Origin of the sequence: Paenibacillus sp. RRE4 (genome assembly GCF_031844205.1) — a bacterium.
GTDB lineage: Bacteria > Bacillota > Bacilli > Paenibacillales > Paenibacillaceae > Paenibacillus > Paenibacillus xylanexedens_B.
In genome coordinates this window covers 1,397,862-1,420,560 of record NZ_JAUZUT010000001.1, presented here as the reverse complement: position 1 = coordinate 1,420,560, position 22,699 = coordinate 1,397,862, and the positions used below count along the sequence as shown (strand labels likewise).

Here is a 22,699-nt window from a genome sequence, read left to right as displayed (position 1 = left end):
CCTACCCTATGTATCTGTACAAATTATCGAGTATGTTAAACGTAAAATCGATTAATATATTCAAGATCCAGGGCCCAAATAAAAGTACCGCCAGCAGTACTGCGACAATTTTAGGTACAAAAGCGAGCGTCTGCTCTTGAATCTGAGTCGTTGCTTGGAAAATACTAATCATAAGTCCTACAACCAGAGCTAGTATGAGCATAGGTGCACTGGCCAGCAATGACGTGTATACTGCTTTTCCGGCCAGACCGATAATAAACTCCGAAGTCATGACCGTCCTCCTTTAACTCTCCGGTTCAAGTATTAAAACTCAGCAACAGTGACTTGACTACCAGATACCACCCGTCCACCAGAACAAAGAGCAGTATTTTAAAAGGTAATGAGATCATGACCGGTGGGAGCATCATCATACCCATGGCCATGAGCGTACTCGCCACAACGATGTCGATCACCAGAAAAGGAATAAATATCATGAATCCCATCTGGAAAGCTGTTTTGAGCTCACTGATTGCGTATGCCGGTACCATTACCGTGATTGGAATATCCTGATACGATTTAGGCTGTTCCGCCTGATTGTATTTCATGAACAGCAAGATATCCTTCTCACGCGTATGAGTAAACATAAATTTCTTAATCGGATCTGCTGCCTTTTCCAGCGCTTCCGTTTGGGTCAAATCTCCTTTAAGATAGGGCTGCAATGCTACCTGATTAATAGAAGACAACGTAGGAGACATGATGAAAAGTGTAAGAAAAAGGGCCAGACCGACCAATACCTGATTCGGAGGCATCTGCTGGGTTCCGAGTGAAGTTCGGACAAACCCAAGCACGATCACAATCCGAGTAAAACTGGTCATCAGCACCAGCAATGCCGGGGCTATGCTAAGCACCGTAATTAATAGAATAATAGATAATGAACTAGTACTTGGCGTGCTGCCATCACCATTCCCAATCTGTATATCAATATTAGGAATCGGCTCGGCAAAAGCCACCGTAACGGATGCCAGGCTGATAAGCCCTACGAAACAACACGCTAACCAAATCTTTTTATTCATGAATCCCTCGACCGATCTGTAGTATTGTCTTGATCCAGGAGCTTCTCCATCTTCTCTTTACGGTTTGGCATCTGCCGAAGTTTGGATTCAAACATCTCATGAAAAGAAGCAGTGTCCTCAATTTCCATTTCCCGAGGCGGATCTTCTTTACGAAGACGTTTAGCGAGCTTGGCTATGATGGGTGGGAGGCTTCCTTGCTGTGAAACAGCATCCCGTTCAAAGGAATCCACAATTCTCTGTGCTTCTTCCAAATCCGAAACCTTATCCAGCAGCTGTATATTCTCGCCAACACCAATCAAATAAACGTTGCCGCCAATCTCTAAAATTTGCAGTGACTTGTTTTGTCCTAGTCCGACCCCGCCCAAAATGCGAATAGTTCCGCTTCGAAACCATTGCTGATTTCGTTTGTTCAAGAATCGGATCAGGTAGACAATAAGAACCAGGATGACGGCCAGGACAACAATCACCCATACTAGCTGTAGATAATAATTGATTCCTGCGCCAGCTGGTTCTGGAGTACTCCCCTGAGCCATCAACATGCTTCTTAAGCTCCCAGTGTTTTGCTGATTGCTTCGATAACCCGATCAGATTGGAAAGGTTTAACGATAAAATCTTTGGCTCCAGCTTGAATGGCATCAATAACCATCGCTTGTTGGCCCATTGCAGAACACATAATTACTTTCGCATTTGCATCAATTTTTTTAATTTCTTTCAGAGCAGCAATACCATCCATCTCAGGCATTGTAATGTCCATTGTAATCAGATCCGGACGAAGTTCCTTGAACTTCTCAACGGCTTGTGCACCATCTGGTGCTTCTCCTACGACTTCGTACCCATTTTTGGACAAAATGTCCCGGATCATCATTCTCATAAATGCAGCGTCGTCTACGACTAAAATTCGGTTTGCCATGTTGGTTCAAATCCTCCCTGAATTGTGCTTATTGTAATTTCTGAATACGGTCCCATTGGCTTAGAATATCTATAACACGAACACCGAAGTTTTCGTCAATGACGACAACTTCTCCCTTGGCGATCAGTTTGTTATTGACCAAAATATCGACAGGTTCACCAGCCAACTTATCCAGTTCGACAATCGAACCTTGTGATAATTCCAATATATCTTTAATTTGCTTTTGGGTCCTTCCTAATTCTACGGTGACTTTAAGGGGAATGTCCATCAATAAATTCAAATTGTTCTCATCTACATTAGCAAAAGCTCCATTTTGCAGATTGGCGAATTGAACAGGCTGTACATTCACATTCCTATTTGGTGCAGCACCATAGTGCTGAGGCTCACCATAAGCTGGCTGTGGTGGCATATGATATGGTTGCTGCGGTGGCATACCGTATGGTTGCTGTGGAGGCATACCTTGAGGCATTCCCATCGGAGCTTGCCCATATCCACTATAGTCCTGAGCAGGCTGCTGTGGCACATGTGGAGGCATCTGTTGCTGAACCGGCGGCTGTTCCATAACTGGTGGCGGCGTTGGTGGTGCCACTGGCGCCGGAGCAGGCTCGGGTGTTGAAGCAACAGGAGCATTGGAGGTCGACTCTTGAGCACCTCCAATTAACATATCCACCATGTTTTTCGCAAAATGTACAGGAAGCAACTGCATCAAATTGGAATCAATTAGATCTCCTACTAACAGACGGAACGAAACTTGAATGAGTGTTTCATCTGGTGGTAGATTGGTCACACCCTCGCCGCTTTCCAAGTTGAGAATATCAATCCCCGGAGGAGAAATATTAACAAACCGGTTGAAGATGGTCGACATAGATGTGGCAGAAGACCCCATCATTTGGTTCATCGCTTCCTGTACCGCGCTAATGTGAATTTCGTTCAACTCTTCGTCGGCCGGATTTCCTTCACCGCCCAGCATTAAATCAGCGATAATTTGCGCATCTCTCTTTTTGATAACCAGTGAGTTAATGCCCTCGAATCCATCCACATAGTTCACATGAACAGCAACATGTGGTTTAGGGAACGCTTCTTCGAACTGTGTTCGGCTAATAATTGATACTTTAGGTGTTGTAATATCCACTTTAAGGCCTAACAGTGTGGACAACGCAGTCGCAGCACTGCCAAAAGTGATGTTACCAATCTCCCCCAAGGCATCCTGTTCCAGCTCCGTCAGAAAATCGTCAACCGTTTTCTCAGCGGGTTCAGAAATCGAGATAGATTCCGATTGCCGAAGCAAAGCGTCGATCTCTTCCTGGGATAAATAATCCTTACTCGTCAAATTCTTCAACTCCTTCGGTGACAATTTGATCTATTTGTACAGCCACACGGTCCTTAATCGTTCCTGGACTGCCAATATACTTCAGTCTGTCACCAACTTTAATGGAAAGTCCCTCTTCCACCGGTTTATTCAGCGTAATGACATCTCCAACCGATAATCCTAAAAATTCGGCTATTGAAATTCTGGATTCACCAAGTTCGGCTACAACAGGTAATTTGGCTTTGTTTACACGTGATCTCAGTGCTTCGTATTCTTCTGGAGCTCTCGTTTTCTTCTCTGAAACAAACCACTGATGTGTTGATAACCGGGACATAATAGGCTCAAGAACGACATGCGGTATACACAAATTGATCATGCCTGTGGTATCGCCGATTTTGGTACTTAGCGAGATCAAGGCAATGGTCTCATTGGGAGATACAATCTGCATAAACTGAGGATTCGTCTCCAGCGCTTCCATTCTAGGCGAGATATCCAGTACCGTCTTCCAGGCTTCCTGCAAACTTTCGAAGGCTCGGCTGAATATCCGCTCCATTATTGTCGTTTCAATTTCAGTCATGCTTGCAATTTTGGTCGGAGCACTGCCTGTACCTCCAAGCAGACGATCCAGCATCGCATATCCCACGTTCGGGTGAACCTCCATGACCATTCGTCCCTGTAATGGTTCTGCTTCGAAAATGTTCAAAATCGTCATCTTGGGAATAGAACGGATAAACTCGTCATAAGGCAACTGTTCTACCTGCACAACATTGATCTGAACGAACGTCCGCAGCTGGGCCGAAAAATAAGTGGTGAGAAAACGAGCAAAGTTTTCGTGAATACGCGTCAGGCTCCGAATGTGATCCTTGGAGAAACGCACTGCCCGTTTAAAATCGTAAGACCTGATTTTCTTCTGAGTTTCTTCCTTTTTCAATTCCTCGGCGTCCATTTCGCCTGAAGAAAGGGCTGCTAATAGGGCGTCAATCTCGTTTTGTGATAATACATCCACCATGTTCTCACCCCCTTACAGGTCTACAGCTTGTTCTATTCATTACATTGGTGCTATAACAATGTCTGAAACACTTGTGCTTTTCAAGTTCGGCTCAGGCAATGCCTCATTAATTAGCCCCGTTAGTTTCTCATTGAATTGTTTCATACCTTTTGCCGAACTCAGTGCCTCAGCCTTGGTATCCGCAAGCGTCTCAATAATGATTGGCTTAACCGTAATACTTTTAATTTTCTCAAAGTCTTCTTTGGCTTTCTTATCCGACAACTTGAAAGAGAAACTAACCATAATAATACGATCTGCATCAGCCAAATTGGTCTTAATCTGTCCAAGCTCGGACGAAACCTCTACAATTTCATCTGCTGTCAGCTTTTTTTCTTCAGCAGCTGCCGCTGTATGTGTATTGTCGTTCTTGCTTTGCGATTGCATAAATACAAAAACTACGACCACAATGAGTGTGATTGCAAGCAACGTTGTTGCAATCCAGGGCATCATCTTTTTCATCAGGACTCCTCCGTTTGCTGCACTTTAATCGTGGCTGCCTGAACTCCAATTTCACGGTTGTATTCTTTGATTTTGGAAATCACTTCATCGGCCTTTTCAAGCACGATTAATCTTTTTCCCGTTACCAGAGTAATATACGTGTCCGGCGTCTCTTCCACGATTTCGACCATCAGCGCATTTAACCACATGGGAGAACCATTTAACCGCGTAACTGAAATCATGTCAAGCCCCCTCAATCATAGTGGAGGAGCAAGCTCCCCCACCATTTCAAAATCACTAATCAGTTATTATCGTTTCAGGTTAACGACCTCTTGAAGCACCTCGTCTGATGTTGTAATGATCCGGGAGTTCGCTTGGAAACCACGCTGTGCGACGATCATCTCTGTGAATTCACCAGTCAGATCGACATTAGACATTTCAAGCTGACCGGCAATGATCGCCCCTGTACCATCTTCTGCACTATTTGCTGTTACCGGGTCAAGCGCACCTTCCGGATTGGCATTCGCCGTCATGCGATACAAGTTACCGCCAATTTTCTCTAGACCTGCAGGGTTAATGACTTTACCAATCCCCAGCTGTGCTCCGGCTTGAGTTGTTCCGTCAGCCATCGTCTGGTTGATAAACCCATCCTGCCCAATCGTAAAGGATACAGCATCTTCCGGGATCGTAATGTTGGCGCCGCCATTATCCAATACAAATAATCCATCAGAGGTTACCAGGTTACGAGCAGCATCAACATGGAAATCACCCGCACGAGTCAAGTAAGGTACCTCTTGCGCATCACTTAAACGTACCAGAAAAAATCCATCTCCATTGATTCGAAGGTCAGTTGGATTATTCGTAGTCATTGGACTTCCTGCCAAGTGCAAAGTGTCAATCGATCCTACCGAAACACCAAGACCAATTTGTTTTGCATTGACACCGCCATTAGCATCACCTGGGGCTGTCACACCTGCTGTTGTTTGGCTCATAATATCTTTGAACATCACTCGGCTTCCTTTAAATCCAACCGTGTTTACGTTCGCGATATTGTTACCAATGACATCGAGTTTGGTTTGAAAACCCCTCATCCCGGAAACGCCTGAGTACATCGATTTCAACATTTTACAAAATCCTCCCAGCCTTAATTTGGTTGCCGCATCAGTCGGTCAGCGGCATTCCGGCTCCCGAGAAGGGCCAGCCGGCTATGAAATAATGACAGCACTATCGATTTGAGTAAAGACATTGTCTTTCATACTTGCACTGTCCATTGCCGTAACGACAGTACGATTTTTGACATTAACGATAAAGGCCATATCCTGCATCAAAATGAGTGATTCTTTTGCCCCCTTGGCAGCAGCCTTGTCCAGTGCAGAACCAATTTGTTTCATTTGTTCGGTTTTCAACTCGATACCACGTTGTTCTAATCGTTTAGCTGCATGGTTGCTGAGTTTTAAAAGGTTATCTTCCAGCACTTGAGCAAAGGGTTTAGAGGGTGTTCCAGATGTGTCTCCCGTTTGGGGTTTGCGAAGCATATTTGGAGTAACAGGACCCGTATATAACTGTCCAACGGTTATACGGTCACTCATATGCTCTGCTCTCGATCTTCAGGCTCACTCGTCCCGGCATTCACATCAGACGGGTTACTACCTTTAGTATCTGTAACATCACTTTGAACGTTCTGGAGAGCTGGATTCGTTTCCTCAGCTTGCTTGGCACGATTCACCTGAATGATTTCATCCAGTTTAATTTCGTCGTTGCCTACCTTCGCATACTGAACGCCGTCTCGCACAATGATTGAATCTACAGTTCCCTGACGAAGCGTACCATTGTCTGTTTTATCAGAAGAAAGCCAGCTGATCTCCATGCCGATCATACCCGATACCGCCCCAAGTGACTGATTTAACGTTTTAAGCTGTGTAGAGATGTTGACGAGTTGCTCCACCGAGCTGAATTGTGCCATTTGAGCGATAAACTCTTTATCTTCCATCGGCTGCATCGGGTCCTGATTCTGCAACTGCGTAATCAAAATTTTGAGAAATTGATCCTTACCAAGTTCTTTCGTTGCAGCACTTGTTGTGGCTCTATTCGCAGCCGCGTAATTAGGCCACGTATTATTAGTAGAAACAATTTCATTTGCCATATATTCACCTCATCCCTGTTTAAGCCTCTGCAGTAAACGAATCTCTCTGGATTTCGTTGCCTTCCACTTGCTCACTACGCCAGTTGCGTAACTCTTCCTGCAACCCCGCGGCCGTTACAGCTTCATCGGTATGCTCCCCACGTTCACGGGAACGTCTTTGTTGCTGAGATTGATTTCCTTGTTGACGTCCGCCATCCTGATACATTTCAGATCCGAGCGAACTGTTCTGAGTGACCTCGAGTCGTTCCACCTGAATGCCCTGAGATTGTAATGAAGAACGTAACTGCATCATCTGTTGCTCAAGCATGTCTTTGGCCATGACATGTTCAGTCATGAACCTGGCAACCAATTGTCCGTTTTGCAACGTAATCTGTACATCCAATTTCCCCAAATGCTCAGGACGGAGTGAGATTGTGGCTTCAGAAAATCCTTTTTGATTCACGATATCCAGCTTACTCACCACAAATTGCGTCATTTCTTTAGCAAAATTCGTTGCTTGCATGACAGGCTCAGCAGGTTTGCTCACGACTGTACCTGAGCTTCGCAAGGACAACTCTCCAGCTGTTACAATGTTTGAATGATGGATTACAGGTTGCGCATCCGCAACGGGTGTTGAGTCATTTTTAACCGTTACTGTTGTCGCTTTAGTCTCTGTTTGAACTGTTGCAGATACAGTGTTCTGAGGTGTTATCCCATCTGTTTTGGATACTGCAGTCGGAGCAACGTTAGGTGATTGAACAGGTGCATCCTTTATTGCCGAGAATGTATTCAGTATCGATTTGAGTTCAGACCAACCCTTTTTCCCATCCGTTTCGACTCCAGCTTCTTTCAACTGACTTTGCAACTGCTGAAGTAAGTGTTGGAATTCGGGAGCGCTCTTGACTACATTAGGACCTGGTTTAAGAGCTTCGTTTGCCAATTGTGTCAGCACATCCTGTAATACAAATCGGACTGCGGCTGGATGCTGAGACAGTTCAACAGCAGATGCAGACGTAGGAGCTTGATCTAAATTAGAACCAACCTCGCTTAACGAAGCTTGCTGATTTCCGTCGGAATCTCTACTTAATAATGCGTACAATTGCTGAATCAACGATTGAAGACCTGCAAGCAAGGCCGGATCATTTTCCAGAGCTTTGTCTAAAGTATCCAGATCACCAAATAGTTTTCCAAGCTTTCCCATTAAGTCTGAAGAATCTGCATCAACAAATAGTGAACTTAACGCGTCTGTTGCGGATGTGTTCTTTTCTTCATTTTCTGAGGCAAAAGTGAACATCAGGGGAGCAGACGTATTTGTTGTTACTGCACCATTCGTTCCATCAGTACCCTCACCAGTTCCGCTTCCCCCAGCCAATGACTGTGCCAGCGTCTGCAAGAACTCAGCTCCAGTTCCTGTAACCGAACCTTTAGACTGCGCTGTTGATGACTGTGTTGAACCAGCAGCTTTGGAAGAAGCCCCAGCGTTCATTTGATATACGAGTGACATTTTTTCACCTCCCCTCCATGCATTAAGAATAGAGTTGCTACTACTTATTGCCCATTAGCCGATTCAACACTTTGGCTGTCTCAACCGAATCTTCTTTAGACATGTTCTCAAGTAACTGGGATCGTGTTGCATCGTTAACTGAATTGAGTATGGTCAGTGTTTTATCCGGACTAATTTTATAGGTTTCGAGCAATAGTTTGGCCCCGCTTGACGCAGACATCGAAGCAAAGGTCTGGCTTAATTGATTTTTATCCAAATTTTTACTATTAGTGGATGTTGTCGTGGACGTTGCTGCTGTTTCCTTTTTCAATCTGGACTGCAGGGCATCCAAAGCAAGATCGCCTGAAGGCTTCGCATCCTTCATCAGCATGGTCACATCCGCTGCAGTCTTCGGATCCATCTTTTCCAGCACCTTCGTCCGGGCAGTCGACTGCATCGCGCTCAACATAAGCACCATTTCTTCATTCGTCATATTTTGCAAAATCGGCGCAGCTTTACTTGGGCTCATATCAGCGTACATTTTAGCCAGACTTTTGATCTGCTTCTGATAATCACTTTCGGTTTCCGGTTCAGAAGCTGTAGCTGTTTCAGTTGCCTTATTCGCATCATCCAATTTCTTTTGCAAATCAGCTGTTTTCTGCGTCTCCGCAGTAGCCGCATCTTTGGCTGCTTTCAGCTCTGCTTCTTTCGCAGTGACCTGAGATTTTAGCTTTTCAATCGTTGCTTCCGCGCTTTCAACCTGTTTTTCGCTCTTTTCCAACTTCTCCTTCTCAGGGTCAAGAACCGGATCAGGCACCCAATTCTTAACTATAGGGATTTTTTTGGCAAGTTCGAGCGCGTTATTCCGAATATCTACATTAAATAGAGTAAGCAGTACACCTAAGAGCACAACCGTGAATACAATCGGGATCGAAATCATGAGAAACTTTTCCCATCCGCTCCCTGACTCTTTTTCGATATCAGTGTCTTTTACAGCCACCGTTCATTCCTCCTTCACGAGACAACTTCGCATCCGGCTCACATCAGTTCGCGCGGGCTTTGGCGGCGAAGCGTACAGTAGCCATCTCGTCCAGATCATTCTGTTCCCGGAGGAGCATCTCCTGCTGAAATCTGCCTTTAGCCTTATCTCTCGCTCCAAGCCACACTTTTTCGTCAACTACTTTACCATTCAGAAAGCTCTGATTCCGTTGCACATTGACCTGAGCATGCTGGACATCACTGTTCTTACGCGATATACATTCGTCAAGGTGATATGCATATCGTTGCATCTCCTGCAAACTGGATACGGAAGCACAATTTTCAGTTGCCGTTTGAATAATGTTCATCAAATTATTTCGATCATTAATCAATTGCAATAAATGCTCTTCTTCCGTCTGAAGTTTACCGATCGCTGTGGATAACATCCATTCTGCCTGTGTCTTCTCATTGCTTTTCAGGTCAACAACCTTCTGGAAATGATATCGAAATTTCATCGTTTACCCTTCATCTCCTTGCGAATTCAAGAATCAAACGCTCCTGTACTTCACTTAACGTTACCTTTTCATCAACTTTTTGCTTCGTAAAATCCCAGATATGATCAATCTGATCCATCGCTTCATCTATAGCTGCATTTGATCCCCGTTGATAAGCCCCGATGTTGATTAAATCCTCGGACTCCTTATACACAGCCATCAGACGTTTCATATTGTTAACCGCATCAATCTGCTCTTCAGGAGCGATGTCCTTCATGACACGGCTGATACTTGCAAGCACATCAATTGCTGGAAAATGACCTTTATTCGCTATCGCACGGTTCAACACGATGTGACCATCCAATATCCCCCGGACTGCGTCTGCAATCGGTTCATTCATGTCATCCCCATCGACGAGAACAGTATAGAAGGCAGTTATCGAGCCTGTAGGACCTGTTCCTGCACGTTCCAACAGTTTCGGCAGACTTGCAAAAACGGAAGGTGTATAACCTCTCATCGCCGGCGGTTCTCCTACCGCCAAACCGACTTCCCTTTGCGCCATGGCGTAACGGGTCACCGAATCCATCATTAACATCACGTTCATGCCCCGATCTCTGAAATACTCTGCAATCGTTGTTGCTATGACAGCTCCCTTGATTCGTATCAGAGCCGGTTGATCTGATGTTGCCACGATGACGACAGAACGTTCCAGGCCTTCTGGACCAAGATCCCGTTCGATAAAATCACGAACCTCCCGTCCACGCTCACCCACCAATGCAATCACGTTTACATCCGCAGCGGTATTCCTGGCGATCATGCCCATCAATGTACTTTTTCCGACACCTGAACCAGCAAATATACCCACGCGCTGTCCTTTGCCTACAGTGAGCAAGCCATCAATTGCCCTCACGCCTACACTCATCGTTTCAAGCACACGCGGTCTATCCATAGGGTTAACAGGGGTATTGGAAGTAGAGTACATCGGCATTCGGGATGGCAACAATGAACCGTCAAGCGGCTGTCCCAGTCCATCCAGCACTTTCCCAAGCAATTCAGAGCCTACTTGTACTCCTAAAGGTTTACCGGTTCCGACCACGTCGCAGCCCGGACCAATCGATTGAAGTTCTCCAAGCGGCATAAGCAACACCTTGTTATCCCGAAACCCCACAACTTCAGCCTGTAGCGGCTTAGCTGATTTGCCAGGATAGATGTAACATACGTCGCCAATGCTGGCATCCGGTCCTTCTGATTCCACCATAAGTCCAATAACCTGAGTTACTTTTCCATTTATACGCACAGGATCAAACTGTCGCAGATGCTCCATATAACGCTGTGAACTAAGAACTTTCATGTTGATTTCTTCGCTCCTCATCCTCAAGTGCTATGCGGATCAGTTCTTTTTTGATCTCGGCCAGCTGTGTATCAATTCTTGCATCAACACTTCCAAATGAAGAACGGATAACACAGCCCTTATCTTTAACCGTAGCATCCGGCAAAATCTGTAACTCCGCCTGCGAATCAATGGAAAGAGCCAGTTCCTCCCTTGAAGCTTGTACAAAAGAAAACTGCTCAGGCGCCACACAGAGCGCGATCTGTCCTTGCTCCCTTTTCCTCGACAAACTCTGACGTATCAGCTCAATCGTTTGTTCAGGTTCTACCGTAAGCTGCTTATCTATCACTTTCTCCGCAATGCCACATGCAAGTTCAACAAGGAACGGCTCGGCTTCCTGAATAATCTGTTCTTTGGCAATATACGCTTCCTGAAGCACCCCTTGTGCTTCTTTCATCATCTCTTCGATCTTCACCTGGAGATCCAGTTCAGCTTGTGCTCGTCCCTCTTCAAACCCTTGCTGAAAACCTTGAGCGCGGAGAGCTTCAGTCAGATGTTCATCCTGCTCTCGTTGCTCCTGCCACCAGCGTTCAATCTGTTCCTGGGCTTCTTGAAGCATTCGCTCCGCCTCTTCCGAAGCATCGCGCACCTGCTTTTCCGCAAACTCCTTGGCATCTTCCAGCATCTGAGCAGTAAGACGTTCTGTCTCTTCATCGACTCGTGCCTGAAGCACTTCTGATTCAGAAACTGCTGCGCCGTCCTCTTCCAATCCAGTCTCGTCTTCACCACCATAATGGTGGTGATTTTCGAGCCTTTTATGGTCTTCTACCGGTACATACTGGAAAGATTTAATCAAATTAGACAATGATATCATCTCCTCCACCACGTGCGATAATGATCTCGCCAGCTTCTTCCAGTCTGCGGATCGTACCTACGATACGTGTCTGAGCTTCCTCCACATCACGCAGCCGCACAGGGCCCATGAACTCCATCTCTTCCTTGAATGTTTCGGACATCCGTTTCGACATATTACGGAATACAGCTTCACGCACTTCTTCGCTTGCGACTTTGAGTGCAAGTTGCAGGTCGGCATTGTCGATATCCCGAATAATGCGTTGAATGGAGCGATCGTCCACATTGACAATGTCTTCGAAAACAAACATCCGTTTTTTGATCTCTTCTGCAAGTTCCGGATCTTGAATCTCAAGGGAGTCCAAAATCGTACGTTCCGTTCCCCGATCGACACCATTCAAAATCTGAACAATGGATTCGATACCGCCTGCATTTGTGTAATCCTGCGTAACAGTAGAGGACAACTTTTGTTCAAGCACACGTTCCACCTGTGAAATAACTTCTGGTGAAGTGCTGTCCATCACAGCTACTCTACGAGCAACATCTGCCTGCTTCTCCTGAGGGAGCGAGGACAGAATGGCCGCCGCTTGCTCAAATTGCAGATAAGACAGTACAAGCGCAATCGTTTGCGGACTTTCGTTCTGAATAAAGTTCAGAATCTGATTCGGATCAGCTTTACGTGCAAAGTCAAATGGTCTGACTTGCAGCGTAGCTGTCAAACGATTAATAACTTCAAGCGCTTTGGAGGAGCCGAGTGCTTTCTCCAAAATTTCTTTTGCATAGGTAATCCCCCCCTGAGAGATATACTCCTGTGCCAAACAAATTTGATGGAACTCGGACATAATCATGTCCTTCTCGGATGCGTCAACCTTACGCACGTTAGCAATTTCCAACGTAAGTTGCTCAATTTCCTCATCACGGAGATGTTTAAAGATTTGAGCAGATACTTCCGGTCCTAATGTAATTAACAATATTGCTGCTTTTTGTCTGCCAGTCAATCCGGCATTGCCTGCCTTCGCCAATGCGTTCACCTCTATTCGTCAGCCAGCCACGTACGCAGCAGATTGACGAATTCGTCCGGCTTTTTCTTGGCCAAACTCTCCAATTGTTTGCGCACCTGACTTTCGTTCGTCACACTGTCCAATGTTATGGACGGGAACTCTGTTGCTACTGGAAGCGGGATTTCTTCCTCTTCTTGAATCTCATTTTGTTTACGACGACGACGTACTAACAAGATCACTACCGCAGCGATCAGGACCGCAATAAGTGCTCCGCCGCCCCACATCATCGCAGGTGTCAACTGGAAGCCCGTATTGGCATCTGCAGCTGTTGCAAAGCCCTGTGACATGACTGATACTTTTTTTGTTAGGTCTGCGTCAGTTATTGTCGTGCCTGAGTCTGCCAATGACGCGCGAACGATATTAACCAGAATATTTTCGATCGCATCTTTAACAGGCTGTTGCAATTCGTTTTGCCCTGCGGGTGGTTCGACCGCCACGTTGATGGTTAAATCTTTTACAGTATATGGGCTCGAAATGATATCTTTGGCAATTCGATTCACTTCATAATTTATCGTGCTTGATGATTCTTCCGAATTCGCATTGCTATTGGAATCAGAAGAAGGATAGCCTGGAACGTCCTGTTGGCCGGTTCCTGCTACACCACCTGTCGGAGTTCCCCCGCCAGTGTAGCTCTTCTGAATTTGCTGTACACTGATCTCGATCCCTTTCATGTTCTCTTGATCAACAGGTGTAACGAGATTTTCCTTGCTTGTCACTTTATCAAAGTTCAGTTTGGAGGCCACCAAAACGTTGACCTTATCCTCACCTACAATTTGAGAGAGGAATTGCTTCACGTTGTTTCGCACGTCACTCTCAAACTTTTTCTGTAATGCCATGTTCTCCTGAACTTCAGATGACAAGCCACCACTGCCACCGCGAGCGGTTGGAACGAGTTCAGCTTCGTCCGTGTTCGTGATGGTGATGTTCTCGATCGGCAAGTTCGGAACAGCTGTTTTAACCAAATTAAAGTAACCATCGACAGCTGCCTGATTCGGGTGATACCCCGGTTTAAATTGCAACGCTACGGAAGCCGAAGCTTTGTCTTGTTCTTCCAAACCTGCAAAGATATTATCTTTTGGCATGTTAACAAGGACTTTGGCATCCTGAATCCCCTGCATTCGCTGGAGTAGCTTTTCAACTTCTCCGTTTAATGCATTGTTGTATTTCACATCAAACTCTTTATCTGTCATGCCGATTGGTGATGATGAGCTTTCAAACGCTTTATAACCAAGGGAACCATTCTGTATGATGCCTTGGGATCCGATATTCACTTTGGTCAGCGCTACATCTGTACTAGGTACAGAAATACTTTTTCCGTCCGCGCTAAGTTTATATGGGATATTAGATGAGTTCAGATAATTGATGACACCAGCTGAATCACTTGCATTTAAATCTGTGAACGCCACTTCATATTCTGTCTTGGATAACTGCATCGTGAGAACCACTGCTGCCAAAATCAGAAATAAGAAGGTTGAAATAAATAATGTTTTCTGCTTTTTGCTAAAGCTATTCCAGTACTGTGATGCCTTGTCCCTGTACTGGGCAATTCTCTCATTCACTCTGTCACCCCATCCGAAACTTTGCTTAGTCTGTCCTGACAAAAGCTTGAGCGTTCTCCTAGCTTTGATCAGGAGCAGCATCGCAGCTGCTTGTCGTAATGATCAGCGCTACTGTTTGCGCAAATGAACTCTTATAGTTGTGTGCGCATAACCTCTTGATATGCCTCAACCACTTTATTACGTACCTGAGTGGTAAGTTGCAGACTAAGCAGGGCTTGTTCCGAAGCAATCAACACCTGATCTACATTCGCTTTGCCTACCAAAAATTGATTTGACATTTCATGAGCCTGGGTTTCCTGTGCGGCGACAGACCCCAGTGCATTTTGTAAATATGTACCGAAGCTCTGAATGCTTTCGGCTGGTGTAGAAGGTTTATTTTCAGTTGCTGCACTCTTCATCTGCAACTGCTGAACTCCCTGAGTGCTAAACATATTGTTCTGAATCATGAATGTCCCTCCCTTTTATCTCTTCTTTTAGTTTGTTGTCGAAGAATGCAACAGTTAACCTTTTCCAATTTCTAACGCTTTGGAAATCATTGCTTTGGTTGAATTCAGTGCAGTAACGTTAGCTTCATAAGAACGTGAAGCTGAGATCATATCGACCATTTCTTTTGCAATATCCACATTAGGCATGAACACATAACCTTCTGCGTTTGCATCTGGATGAGTCGGGTCATAAACCGGTTTGAATGGCGACTGATCTTCCCGAATCTCGGTTACTCTTACACCATCACCTGAACCTCCACCACGCATCTGGTTTTGTAGCATCGTGCTGAAGGATGTTTTATTCGGTTCAAGTACTACCATTTTCCGCTTATAGGGAACTGCGACCCCATTCGACATGCTCGCGCGCGTGGTTTCCGCATTTGCAATATTGGAAGAAATGACGTCCATACGCAAACGTTGAGCTGTAAGAGCCGAAGCACTGATTCCAAAACTGTTGCTAATGTTCAACGCGGTTATCTCCCTTCTACGCCTACTCGCATCATTTTAATTTGTTCGTTCACTTGCTGGATATAAGCGTTGTAACGCAATTGATTATCCGCCAGAAGACTCATCTCTCGATCAATGTCCACATTATTCTGGTTGTTATTCATGGAAGTGGACTGGTCCATATTAACTACTGGTGTTGGCACTAAAGAGGAAGGACCTATGACAAAATGCCTTGGATCCGTTACTTTCCCTTTAAGAACAGGTAAATCACCGCTCATCTGATCCTGTAACATTTCTTCGAAAGAAACGTCTGATCGCTTGAAATACGGGGTATCGGCGTTCGCTACGTTATCAGCTATCGTTCGTTGTCTCATGTTCGACGCATCGAGCGCACCTTGTAATCTTTTAAAGCTAATATCGTTTAAAAGATTCACAATATCCCTCCTCTCATTAGTATATATGGAAAAAGATTGAATCTTTTCACGCGAAACGGCTGTTGTTTTTTCGACAAAAACATTCGTGTTTACACGGTTTTCTAGGACTTAAGTAGAATTAACTCTGATGTTGTCGTATAACATAAGTTTCTTCGAGTTTGGGATATATTACAATAAGAAAAAAGCCCTATCTTTTCTGAAAGAGAGGGCTTTTTGTGTATTTTCTGCAAAATATGATTTTTTTCGTAAATATTCAGTCCCAAATCAAAATTGTGTTAACAATCTGACAGCTTCTCCTTAAACATTCTTAAAATATAACTCAATTTCCCAGACAGTATTTCAATCTGAACACAGCCAAGTGTTCATTTCCACAATAGGATTTTTATTTGTTAAGTTTAGCATATATTACCGTCGTATTAGGGTTTTAAGCTTACATCATACTTTATTTTTATGAATTCGACTCTGTTTTATTGCTCATTATATATTTATAGATTCATTGGATTCATCATTTTTGACACAACACTTTCTTAACAATTGTATAAGTCACTACTATTTTATATTTAGAAACAATTGATGGCTTCTCGGTTTTCCACAAAACGACGTTTTGCGCATTTGCGCAAACTTTTCCAGTGGATTCGCTTAACAAAAGATCACATTTAAATATTTAAAATTCTTTTAATGGAAATACATGGTTGCATAAAAATAGGAATACCAACTAATCCGCTACCCTTTATACTGTTATCCATGCGGCCCAAGTCCTAGTTTCTAGCATAGATGATCGCCACCTCTCTATTATCGGTCCAATCATCAGAAAAGGTTAGACCATAATATAAAATAAGGGTACGTATCCATAAACACGACATCTAACACAGTATCCTCTGCATACAAAGCACAGAACATATTGATTAAATGTTCACTGTTCATGGTACATACCCCTGATTTTACTCCATACAACCATCATCTCATATGATACTACAAGCTATATTCATTACCCTTTGCACTTACTAAAGGATGTACTGACTTAAATCTCGATCTGTCGCAATATCATGTAATTTTTCACGTACATACTCTGGTGTAATCACCATACGTTCCAACGTAAGCTCGGGAGCCTCGAAGGACAAGTCTTCCAGAAGTTTTTCCAATATAGTATGCAGACGGCGAGCCCCAATGTTTTCTGTGTTTTGGTTAACGGATTCCGCGAGCTTGGCAATCTCGCGTATTGCATCCTCCGAGAACTCAATCTCAATATCCTCTGTGCGCAATAAATCGACATATTGCTTCGTTAGCGCATTCTGAGGTTCCGTCAAAATGGAGACAAACTCCTCCAAGGTAAGACTGTTTAACTCTACACGAATGGGGAAGCGCCCCTGAAGCTCCGGAATCAGATCTGAAGGTTTAGCCACATGGAATGCGCCAGCCGCCATAAACAGAATATAATCCGTTTTGACAGGCCCATATTTGGTCATGACCGTTGATCCTTCAACAATCGGTAGAATGTCACGCTGAACGCCCTCACGGGAAACATCCGGTCCGCTTCCACGACCTTGACTGGCTACTTTATCAATCTCATCGATGAAAATAATGCCTGTCTGCTCTGCGCGTCTTATGGACTCCTGAGTCACATCATCCATATCGATTAATTTGCCCGCTTCTTCTTGAATAAGCACTTTACGTGCTTCCTTAATAGCCAATTTACGTTTCTTCGTACGCCGCGGCAACAAACTGCCAAACATCTCCTGCATGTTCATGCCCATCTGATCATTACCCTGGCCAGCAAACATATCCATCATGTTCGGCGTATTGTCCTCTACATCGATCTCAATGATGTCATCTTCCAGTTTACCAGACAACAGATCGAATTTGATTTTACGACGACGCTCAGCAACGTTTGCATCGGGTTCAGGTTCGTCCTGATCCTGAGAGGCATTTCCATTCCCGTTGTTCCCAAAGATCATTTCAAACGGATTACGCTGATTTTTAGACTTGGACTGAGAAGGAGCCAAAATATGTACAATGCGCTCGTTAGCAGCTTCTTCCGCTTTATCCTTCACTTGTTCAGTTCGTTCAAGCTTGACCATACGCAGGGATGTTTCGATCAGATCACGAACCATTGATTCCACATCACGTCCAACATATCCCACTTCGGTAAACTTGGTTGCCTCAACTTTGACAAAAGGCGCCCCTACCAGTTTTGCAAGACGACGCGCGATTTCCGTTTTACCGACGCCTGTAGGTCCAATCATCAGTATATTTTTAGGTACAATATCATCCTGTGTATGTTCTGGCAAAAGACTACGTCGATAGCGATTACGAAGGGCTACTGCCACTGATTTCTTCGCCTGTTTTTGACCTACGATATATTTATCCAGTTCGGTAACAATCTGTCTTGGCGTTAAAGCTTGAGAATTCATATGCTTCCCTCCTACAAGTATGTTGACGTCAATTCAGCCACAAGAGCAAAGAATCTCCTTAGCGTAAACCGGAGCAGATGTAGCATCTTGTTCCTGTACGGGAGATTTCTTTGTTCCTACAATTCTTCGACGATAATATTACTATTCGTGTACACACACAGCTCGGAAGCCACTTGAAGAGACTCACGCGCAATATCTTTCGCTTCCATCTGTCCAGCGTGACGTTTCAGCGCCCGCGCAGCGGATAAAGCAAAATTACCACCTGAACCGATCGCAATGATATCATCATCCGGTTCGATAATCTCCCCGCCACCCGAAATAAGCAACATTCCTGTTTTGTCCATCACAATCAACAAGGCTTCGAGCTTCCGCAGTATGCGATCCTGCCGCCAATCCTTTGCAAGTTCAACCGCTGCCCGTTGCAGATTGCCATGGTGCTCTTCCAGTTTACCTTCGAATTTTTCAAACAGTGTAATTGCATCAGCTACAGAACCGGCAAAGCCAGCAACAACTTGTCCACGATATAAGCGTCTTACTTTTTTGGCTGTGTTCTTCATAACAACGCTCTGGCCCATCGTTACCTGACCATCGCCCGCAATCGCCGCCTTGCCATTATGACGGACAGCACAGATCGTTGTCGCATGAAATGACATATCCATGATATCAGCTCCCCCACGAATAATTTATACGCGTTCCGGAACGGTTAGACCTTCTGAAGCAATAAACTTGGCGATACCATCCAGGGCACGATTAGCAAGTGCTTCATTTTTTTCTTTTTTGTTACGGATTCTAGTTTCCAATTTCGGTAACAAACCGAAGTTAGCATTCATTGGCTGGAAGTGCTTGAAATCCGCTGTTGTAATATATTGGGCCATGCTACCTAGCGTGGTTTCTACCGGCAGTACAACAAGTTCTTGTCCTAACGCCGCTTTAGCTGCATTCATACCGGCAATAAGACCCGATGCGGCAGATTCAACATAGCCTTCTACCCCTGTCATTTGGCCAGCAAAGAACAAATTAGGGCGCTCTTTGAATTGGTACGTTGGACGAAGCAGCTTCGGTGAGTTAATAAATGTATTCCGGTGCATGACACCGTAGCGCACAAACTCAGCATTCTCAAGACCCGGAATCAGTGAGAAGACACGTTTCTGTTCTCCCCACTTCAAGTGCGTTTGGAAACCTACCAGGTTATACAACGTTCCCGCTGCATTGTCCTGTCTAAGCTGTACCACAGCATGAGGCAATTCACCCGTATGCGGGTTAACCAGACCTACCGGCTTCATCGGTCCAAACAATGCTGTTTGTTTACCCCGTTTCATCATGACTTCAATCGGCATGCAACCTTCGAAATAGATTTCTTTTTCGAATTCTTTTAACTGAGCAACCTCTGCAGTAATAAGAGCCTCATAAAAGACATCAAACTCTTCTTCTGTCATTGGACAGTTGAGATAAGCCGCTTCTCCTTTATCATAACGAGAGGCAAGGTAAACCTTGTTCATATCAATGGAATCTTTTTCAATAATCGGAGCTGCAGCATCGTAAAAATAGAAGTATTCCTCACCCATCAACGCTTTAATCTGCTCGGACAATGCCGGCGAAGTCAGTGGTCCGGTCGCTACAACAACAATTCCGTCCTCTGGCAAAGAAGTCAGTTCTTCGTTCACCACTTCAATCAGCGGATGCTGATGCAATGTCGAAGTAATCTCACCCGAGAAGCCATCCCGGTCAACAGCCAATGCTCCTCCCGCCGGAACAGCATGTCGATCAGCCGCCCCGAGCACGAGCGAATTCAACATTCTCATCTCTTCTTTTAAAACCCCAACAGCATTCGCCAGTCCATTGGCACGCAGAGAGTTACTACATACGAGTTCTGCAAATTTATCCGTATGATGAGCCGGGGTTTTGACTACCGGTCTCATCTCATATAACTTCACTCGCACACCGCGACTGGCAATCTGCCACGCCGCTTCTGACCCAGCCAGTCCCGCACCAATAACTGTTACTTGTTGTTCACTTGTCAAAATCATTTACCCCCATAATATGCTAATCCTTTTATTCATCTTCCGATTCTTCCACCGGCTCCTGATGATCACAAGAAGTACATTGTAATCTTGTTCCCTTTTTGTTTCGTTTCTCAATCATTAATGATCCGCAACTTGGACAAGGTTTAGCCGAAGGTTTATCCCATGATACGAAATCACATTCGGGATACTTGTCACACCCATAGAATATACGTCCTTTTTTACTACGACGCTCCACGACATGTCCTTCCTTACACTTTGGACAAGTTACGCCGATATCTTTAATGATCGGCTTTGTATTACGGCAATCGGGGAAGCCCGAGCATGCGAGGAACTTTCCGAAACGACCCAGTTTGTACACGAGTGGCTTGCCGCATTTCTCGCAGATCTCATCCGAAACCTCGTCTTCAATCTCGATCTCTTTCATTTCTTCCTCGGCAAACTCCAGCCGCTTCTCGAAAGATTCATAGAATTCAGCTAACACTTTGACCCAATCTTCGGAGCCTTCCTCCACATGGTCGAGATCACCTTCCATGTTCGCAGTAAACTCGACATTCAAGATTTCCGGGAAAAACTCTTCCATCTGCTCGATGACCAGTTCTCCCAGCTCTGTCGGCATAAATTTCTTTTCTTCGATCGCAACATATCCGCGCTTCTGTATGGTCTCCAGTGTTGGCGCATATGTACTCGGTCTGCCTATACCGAGCTCTTCCAAGGTTTTGACAAGTCGTGCTTCCGTATAGCGCGGTGGTGGCTGCGTAAAGTGCTGTTTAGGCTCAATCTCCTGCTTCTCCAGCACGTCTCCACTCTTGAGCGGAGGCAACAAACGATCTTCTTCCGTTGTACCGTCGTCATTGCCTTCCACATAAACTTTCATGAATCCTTGAAAACGCACTTTGGAACCCGCTGCACGGAAGATTGTATCTCCCGCAGCAATGTCTACGGAAAGAGTATCCAGAATAGCCGAGGACATCTGACTGGCGACAAAACGTTCCCAGATCAGCTTGTATAAACGGAACTGATCGCGACTCATGAACGATTTAATCGAATCTGGATCACGTAAGATAGAAGTCGGACGAATCGCTTCGTGTGCATCCTGGGCATTTGTAGCTTTCTTCGAATAATTGCGCGGGCTCTCCGGTGCAAATGTTTCACCATACTTGCCAATGATGTATTCTTTTGCTTCTTCCTGCGCAGAAGTAGCGATACGAGTCGAGTCCGTACGCATATACGTGATCAGACCGACTGTGCCCTCTTTTCCAAGATCGACACCTTCATAGAGTTGCTGTGCAACCGACATCGTCTTGGAAGCCCGGAAATTAAGCTTACGAGCCGCCTCCTGCTGCAGTGAGCTTGTTGTAAATGGCGCCGAAGGATTTCGAGTTCTCTCTTTCTCCTTCACTTCCTTGATTGTAAAATCAGCGCCCTCAATCTGTTTTAAAATCGCCTGTACTTCCGCTTCACTCCCAAGCTCAGTCTTGGTTCCGTTTAACTTATGAAACTTCGCTTCAAACGGATTGCCGTCTGCACTTAGTTTGGCAGTAATGCTCCAGTACTCTTCGGGTTCAAATTCATCAATTTCATTTTCCCGATCCAAAATAATTTTGACAGCAACGGACTGAACCCGACCTGCTGACAACCCTTTTTTCACTTTCTTCCATAATAGTGGGCTAATCTTGTATCCAACAAGCCGATCCAGAATCCGTCTGGCTTGCTGTGCATTGACCAAATCCATATTTATTTTACGCGGCGTTTTGAATGCGTCCTTAACCGCTTGTTTGGTGATTTCATTAAATACAACTCGGCAATCAGCCGTGTCATCCAGTTCAAGTGCATGTGCCAAATGCCAGGCAATGGCTTCACCCTCACGATCCGGGTCGGCCGCGAGATACACTTTTTTTACCTTCTTGCGCGCATCCTTAAGTTCCTTCAATACTGAACCTTTGCCGCGGATCGTAATATATTTCGGATTAAAATCATTCTCTACCTCAACGCCGATCTGACTCTTTGGCAAATCGCGCACATGTCCCATCGAAGCTTTCACGATGAACTTGCTACCTAAATATTTGCCGATCGTCTTCGCCTTTGAGGGCGACTCCACGATTACGAGTGCATCCGCCATAGGTCCATCCTCCTCTCAGTCATGAAACTGTTTCTTGCTATATAAGTTGAATTTAAGATTTTACACTAAACACTTCGATGACAGAATAACCTTCCGATCGCTGTTATTCCCAGATTTTTTTTATTCCTTTATTCAAGGTTAAA

General features: G+C 44.9%; 25 protein-coding genes. All 25 read right to left on the bottom strand.

The features are described from left to right. Position 1 precedes the first annotated feature (1 nt). A complete protein-coding gene (fliQ, locus tag Q9R46_RS06515) occupies positions 2–271 on the bottom strand; it encodes a flagellar biosynthesis protein FliQ (RefSeq protein ID WP_123064460.1) in 270 nt (89 codons plus the stop codon). A 25-nt stretch (positions 272–296) separates the two neighbouring features. Continuing rightward, positions 297–1,052 (bottom strand): flagellar type III secretion system pore protein FliP, encoded by a 756-nt coding sequence (gene fliP / locus Q9R46_RS06510; protein WP_311279362.1) that lies wholly within the window; start codon positions 1,050–1,052, stop codon positions 297–299. Next, a complete protein-coding gene (locus Q9R46_RS06505) occupies positions 1,049–1,585 on the bottom strand; it encodes a flagellar biosynthetic protein FliO (protein WP_145332742.1) in 537 nt (178 codons plus the stop codon). The genes fliP and Q9R46_RS06505 overlap by 4 nt, the downstream gene beginning before the upstream one ends. A gap of 11 nt (positions 1,586–1,596) precedes the next feature. Beyond that, positions 1,597–1,962, bottom strand: coding sequence for a response regulator (locus tag Q9R46_RS06500; RefSeq protein WP_090923862.1), 366 nt, complete (start codon positions 1,960–1,962; stop codon positions 1,597–1,599). A 28-nt stretch (positions 1,963–1,990) separates the two neighbouring features. After that, on the bottom strand, positions 1,991–3,292 hold the full coding sequence (fliY, locus tag Q9R46_RS06495; protein WP_311279361.1) for a flagellar motor switch phosphatase FliY: 1,302 nt from the start codon (positions 3,290–3,292) through the stop codon (positions 1,991–1,993). Continuing rightward, complete coding sequence (fliM, locus tag Q9R46_RS06490) at positions 3,282–4,280, bottom strand: flagellar motor switch protein FliM (protein WP_090923864.1); 999 nt, start codon at positions 4,278–4,280, stop codon at positions 3,282–3,284. Before fliM ends, fliY begins: the two co-directional genes overlap by 11 nt. 39 nt (positions 4,281–4,319) lie before the next feature. Beyond that, positions 4,320–4,778: a flagellar basal body-associated FliL family protein gene (locus Q9R46_RS06485; RefSeq protein WP_311279360.1), complete on the bottom strand. Its 459-nt coding sequence runs from the start codon at positions 4,776–4,778 to the stop codon at positions 4,320–4,322. Continuing rightward, positions 4,778–4,999, bottom strand: a complete 222-nt coding sequence (locus Q9R46_RS06480; RefSeq protein ID WP_056700597.1) for a flagellar FlbD family protein — start codon at positions 4,997–4,999, stop codon at positions 4,778–4,780. The genes Q9R46_RS06485 and Q9R46_RS06480 overlap by 1 nt, the downstream gene beginning before the upstream one ends. A gap of 66 nt (positions 5,000–5,065) precedes the next feature. Next, positions 5,066–5,881, bottom strand: a complete 816-nt coding sequence (gene flgG, locus Q9R46_RS06475; RefSeq protein ID WP_311279359.1) for a flagellar basal body rod protein FlgG — start codon at positions 5,879–5,881, stop codon at positions 5,066–5,068. A gap of 81 nt (positions 5,882–5,962) precedes the next feature. Beyond that, the gene (locus Q9R46_RS06470; RefSeq protein WP_397351757.1) at positions 5,963–6,292 is read right to left on the bottom strand and encodes a TIGR02530 family flagellar biosynthesis protein; all 330 of its coding nucleotides are present in this window, start codon (positions 6,290–6,292) and stop codon (positions 5,963–5,965) included. 50 nt (positions 6,293–6,342) lie between these two features. After that, positions 6,343–6,900 carry a flagellar hook capping FlgD N-terminal domain-containing protein gene (locus Q9R46_RS06465; protein WP_311279358.1) on the bottom strand — a complete coding sequence of 186 codons (558 nt, stop codon included), beginning with the start codon at positions 6,898–6,900 and terminating at the stop codon, positions 6,343–6,345. 19 nt (positions 6,901–6,919) lie between these two features. After that, positions 6,920–8,383: a flagellar hook-length control protein FliK gene (locus Q9R46_RS06460; protein WP_311279357.1), complete on the bottom strand. Its 1,464-nt coding sequence runs from the start codon at positions 8,381–8,383 to the stop codon at positions 6,920–6,922. A gap of 40 nt (positions 8,384–8,423) precedes the next feature. Beyond that, on the bottom strand, positions 8,424–9,362 hold the full coding sequence (locus Q9R46_RS06455) for a MotE family protein (RefSeq protein ID WP_311279356.1): 939 nt from the start codon (positions 9,360–9,362) through the stop codon (positions 8,424–8,426). Between the two features lie 43 nt (positions 9,363–9,405). Continuing rightward, positions 9,406–9,855 (bottom strand): flagellar export protein FliJ, encoded by a 450-nt coding sequence (gene fliJ / locus Q9R46_RS06450; protein WP_311279355.1) that lies wholly within the window; start codon positions 9,853–9,855, stop codon positions 9,406–9,408. A 10-nt stretch (positions 9,856–9,865) separates the two neighbouring features. Continuing rightward, a complete protein-coding gene (gene fliI, locus Q9R46_RS06445; RefSeq protein ID WP_145329755.1) occupies positions 9,866–11,185 on the bottom strand; it encodes a flagellar protein export ATPase FliI in 1,320 nt (439 codons plus the stop codon). Next, the gene (locus Q9R46_RS06440) at positions 11,172–12,029 is read right to left on the bottom strand and encodes a FliH/SctL family protein (protein WP_311279354.1); all 858 of its coding nucleotides are present in this window, start codon (positions 12,027–12,029) and stop codon (positions 11,172–11,174) included. The genes fliI and Q9R46_RS06440 overlap by 14 nt, the downstream gene beginning before the upstream one ends. Next, positions 12,022–13,038, bottom strand: a complete 1,017-nt coding sequence (fliG, locus tag Q9R46_RS06435) for a flagellar motor switch protein FliG (RefSeq protein ID WP_090923874.1) — start codon at positions 13,036–13,038, stop codon at positions 12,022–12,024. The genes Q9R46_RS06440 and fliG overlap by 8 nt, the downstream gene beginning before the upstream one ends. Before the next feature lie 11 nt (positions 13,039–13,049). Beyond that, positions 13,050–14,636 (bottom strand): flagellar basal-body MS-ring/collar protein FliF, encoded by a 1,587-nt coding sequence (fliF, locus tag Q9R46_RS06430; protein ID WP_145329751.1) that lies wholly within the window; start codon positions 14,634–14,636, stop codon positions 13,050–13,052. 131 nt (positions 14,637–14,767) lie between these two features. Continuing rightward, positions 14,768–15,082 carry a flagellar hook-basal body complex protein FliE gene (gene fliE, locus Q9R46_RS06425; protein WP_145329749.1) on the bottom strand — a complete coding sequence of 105 codons (315 nt, stop codon included), beginning with the start codon at positions 15,080–15,082 and terminating at the stop codon, positions 14,768–14,770. Positions 15,083–15,136: 54 nt separating this feature from the next. Next, positions 15,137–15,589, bottom strand: coding sequence for a flagellar basal body rod protein FlgC (flgC, locus tag Q9R46_RS06420; RefSeq protein WP_090923876.1), 453 nt, complete (start codon positions 15,587–15,589; stop codon positions 15,137–15,139). 5 nt (positions 15,590–15,594) lie between these two features. After that, a complete protein-coding gene (gene flgB, locus Q9R46_RS06415) occupies positions 15,595–16,002 on the bottom strand; it encodes a flagellar basal body rod protein FlgB (protein WP_090923877.1) in 408 nt (135 codons plus the stop codon). 1,004 nt (positions 16,003–17,006) lie between these two features. Further along, complete coding sequence (gene hslU, locus Q9R46_RS06410; RefSeq protein ID WP_145329747.1) at positions 17,007–18,413, bottom strand: ATP-dependent protease ATPase subunit HslU; 1,407 nt, start codon at positions 18,411–18,413, stop codon at positions 17,007–17,009. Positions 18,414–18,529: 116 nt separating this feature from the next. Continuing rightward, positions 18,530–19,072: an ATP-dependent protease subunit HslV gene (gene hslV / locus Q9R46_RS06405; RefSeq protein WP_090923879.1), complete on the bottom strand. Its 543-nt coding sequence runs from the start codon at positions 19,070–19,072 to the stop codon at positions 18,530–18,532. Positions 19,073–19,096: 24 nt separating this feature from the next. Next, the gene (gene trmFO / locus Q9R46_RS06400) at positions 19,097–20,440 is read right to left on the bottom strand and encodes an FADH(2)-oxidizing methylenetetrahydrofolate--tRNA-(uracil(54)-C(5))-methyltransferase TrmFO (protein ID WP_397351708.1); all 1,344 of its coding nucleotides are present in this window, start codon (positions 20,438–20,440) and stop codon (positions 19,097–19,099) included. 25 nt (positions 20,441–20,465) lie between these two features. After that, positions 20,466–22,556, bottom strand: a complete 2,091-nt coding sequence (gene topA / locus Q9R46_RS06395; RefSeq protein ID WP_311279353.1) for a type I DNA topoisomerase — start codon at positions 22,554–22,556, stop codon at positions 20,466–20,468. Positions 22,557–22,699 lie beyond the last annotated feature (143 nt).

Bases quoted from the DNA above. Each gene is read 5' to 3' on its own strand.
- fliQ (WP_123064460.1), bottom strand. From the start codon at position 271: ATGACTTCGGAGTTTATTATCGGTCTGGCCGGAAAAGCAGTATACACG.
- fliP (WP_311279362.1), bottom strand. From the start codon at position 1,052: ATGAATAAAAAGATTTGGTTAGCGTGTTGTTTCGTAGGGCTTATCAGC.
- Q9R46_RS06505 (WP_145332742.1), bottom strand. From the start codon at position 1,585: ATGGCTCAGGGGAGTACTCCAGAACCAGCTGGCGCAGGAATCAATTAT.
- Q9R46_RS06500 (WP_090923862.1), bottom strand. From the start codon at position 1,962: ATGGCAAACCGAATTTTAGTCGTAGACGACGCTGCATTTATGAGAATG.
- fliM (WP_090923864.1), bottom strand. From the start codon at position 4,280: ATGGTGGATGTATTATCACAAAACGAGATTGACGCCCTATTAGCAGCC.
- Q9R46_RS06485 (WP_311279360.1), bottom strand. From the start codon at position 4,778: ATGAAAAAGATGATGCCCTGGATTGCAACAACGTTGCTTGCAATCACA.
- Q9R46_RS06480 (WP_056700597.1), bottom strand. From the start codon at position 4,999: ATGATTTCAGTTACGCGGTTAAATGGTTCTCCCATGTGGTTAAATGCG.
- flgG (WP_311279359.1), bottom strand. From the start codon at position 5,881: ATGTTGAAATCGATGTACTCAGGCGTTTCCGGGATGAGGGGTTTTCAA.
- Q9R46_RS06470 (WP_397351757.1), bottom strand. From the start codon at position 6,292: ATGCTTCGCAAACCCCAAACGGGAGACACATCTGGAACACCCTCTAAA.
- Q9R46_RS06465 (WP_311279358.1), bottom strand. From the start codon at position 6,900: ATGGCAAATGAAATTGTTTCTACTAATAATACGTGGCCTAATTACGCG.
- Q9R46_RS06460 (WP_311279357.1), bottom strand. From the start codon at position 8,383: ATGTCACTCGTATATCAAATGAACGCTGGGGCTTCTTCCAAAGCTGCT.
- fliJ (WP_311279355.1), bottom strand. From the start codon at position 9,855: ATGAAATTTCGATATCATTTCCAGAAGGTTGTTGACCTGAAAAGCAAT.
- fliI (WP_145329755.1), bottom strand. From the start codon at position 11,185: ATGAAAGTTCTTAGTTCACAGCGTTATATGGAGCATCTGCGACAGTTT.
- fliE (WP_145329749.1), bottom strand. From the start codon at position 15,082: ATGATTCAGAACAATATGTTTAGCACTCAGGGAGTTCAGCAGTTGCAG.
- hslU (WP_145329747.1), bottom strand. From the start codon at position 18,413: ATGAATTCTCAAGCTTTAACGCCAAGACAGATTGTTACCGAACTGGAT.
- hslV (WP_090923879.1), bottom strand. From the start codon at position 19,072: ATGGATATGTCATTTCATGCGACAACGATCTGTGCTGTCCGTCATAAT.
- trmFO (WP_397351708.1), bottom strand. From the start codon at position 20,440: ATGATTTTGACAAGTGAACAACAAGTAACAGTTATTGGTGCGGGACTG.
- topA (WP_311279353.1), bottom strand. From the start codon at position 22,556: ATGGCGGATGCACTCGTAATCGTGGAGTCGCCCTCAAAGGCGAAGACG.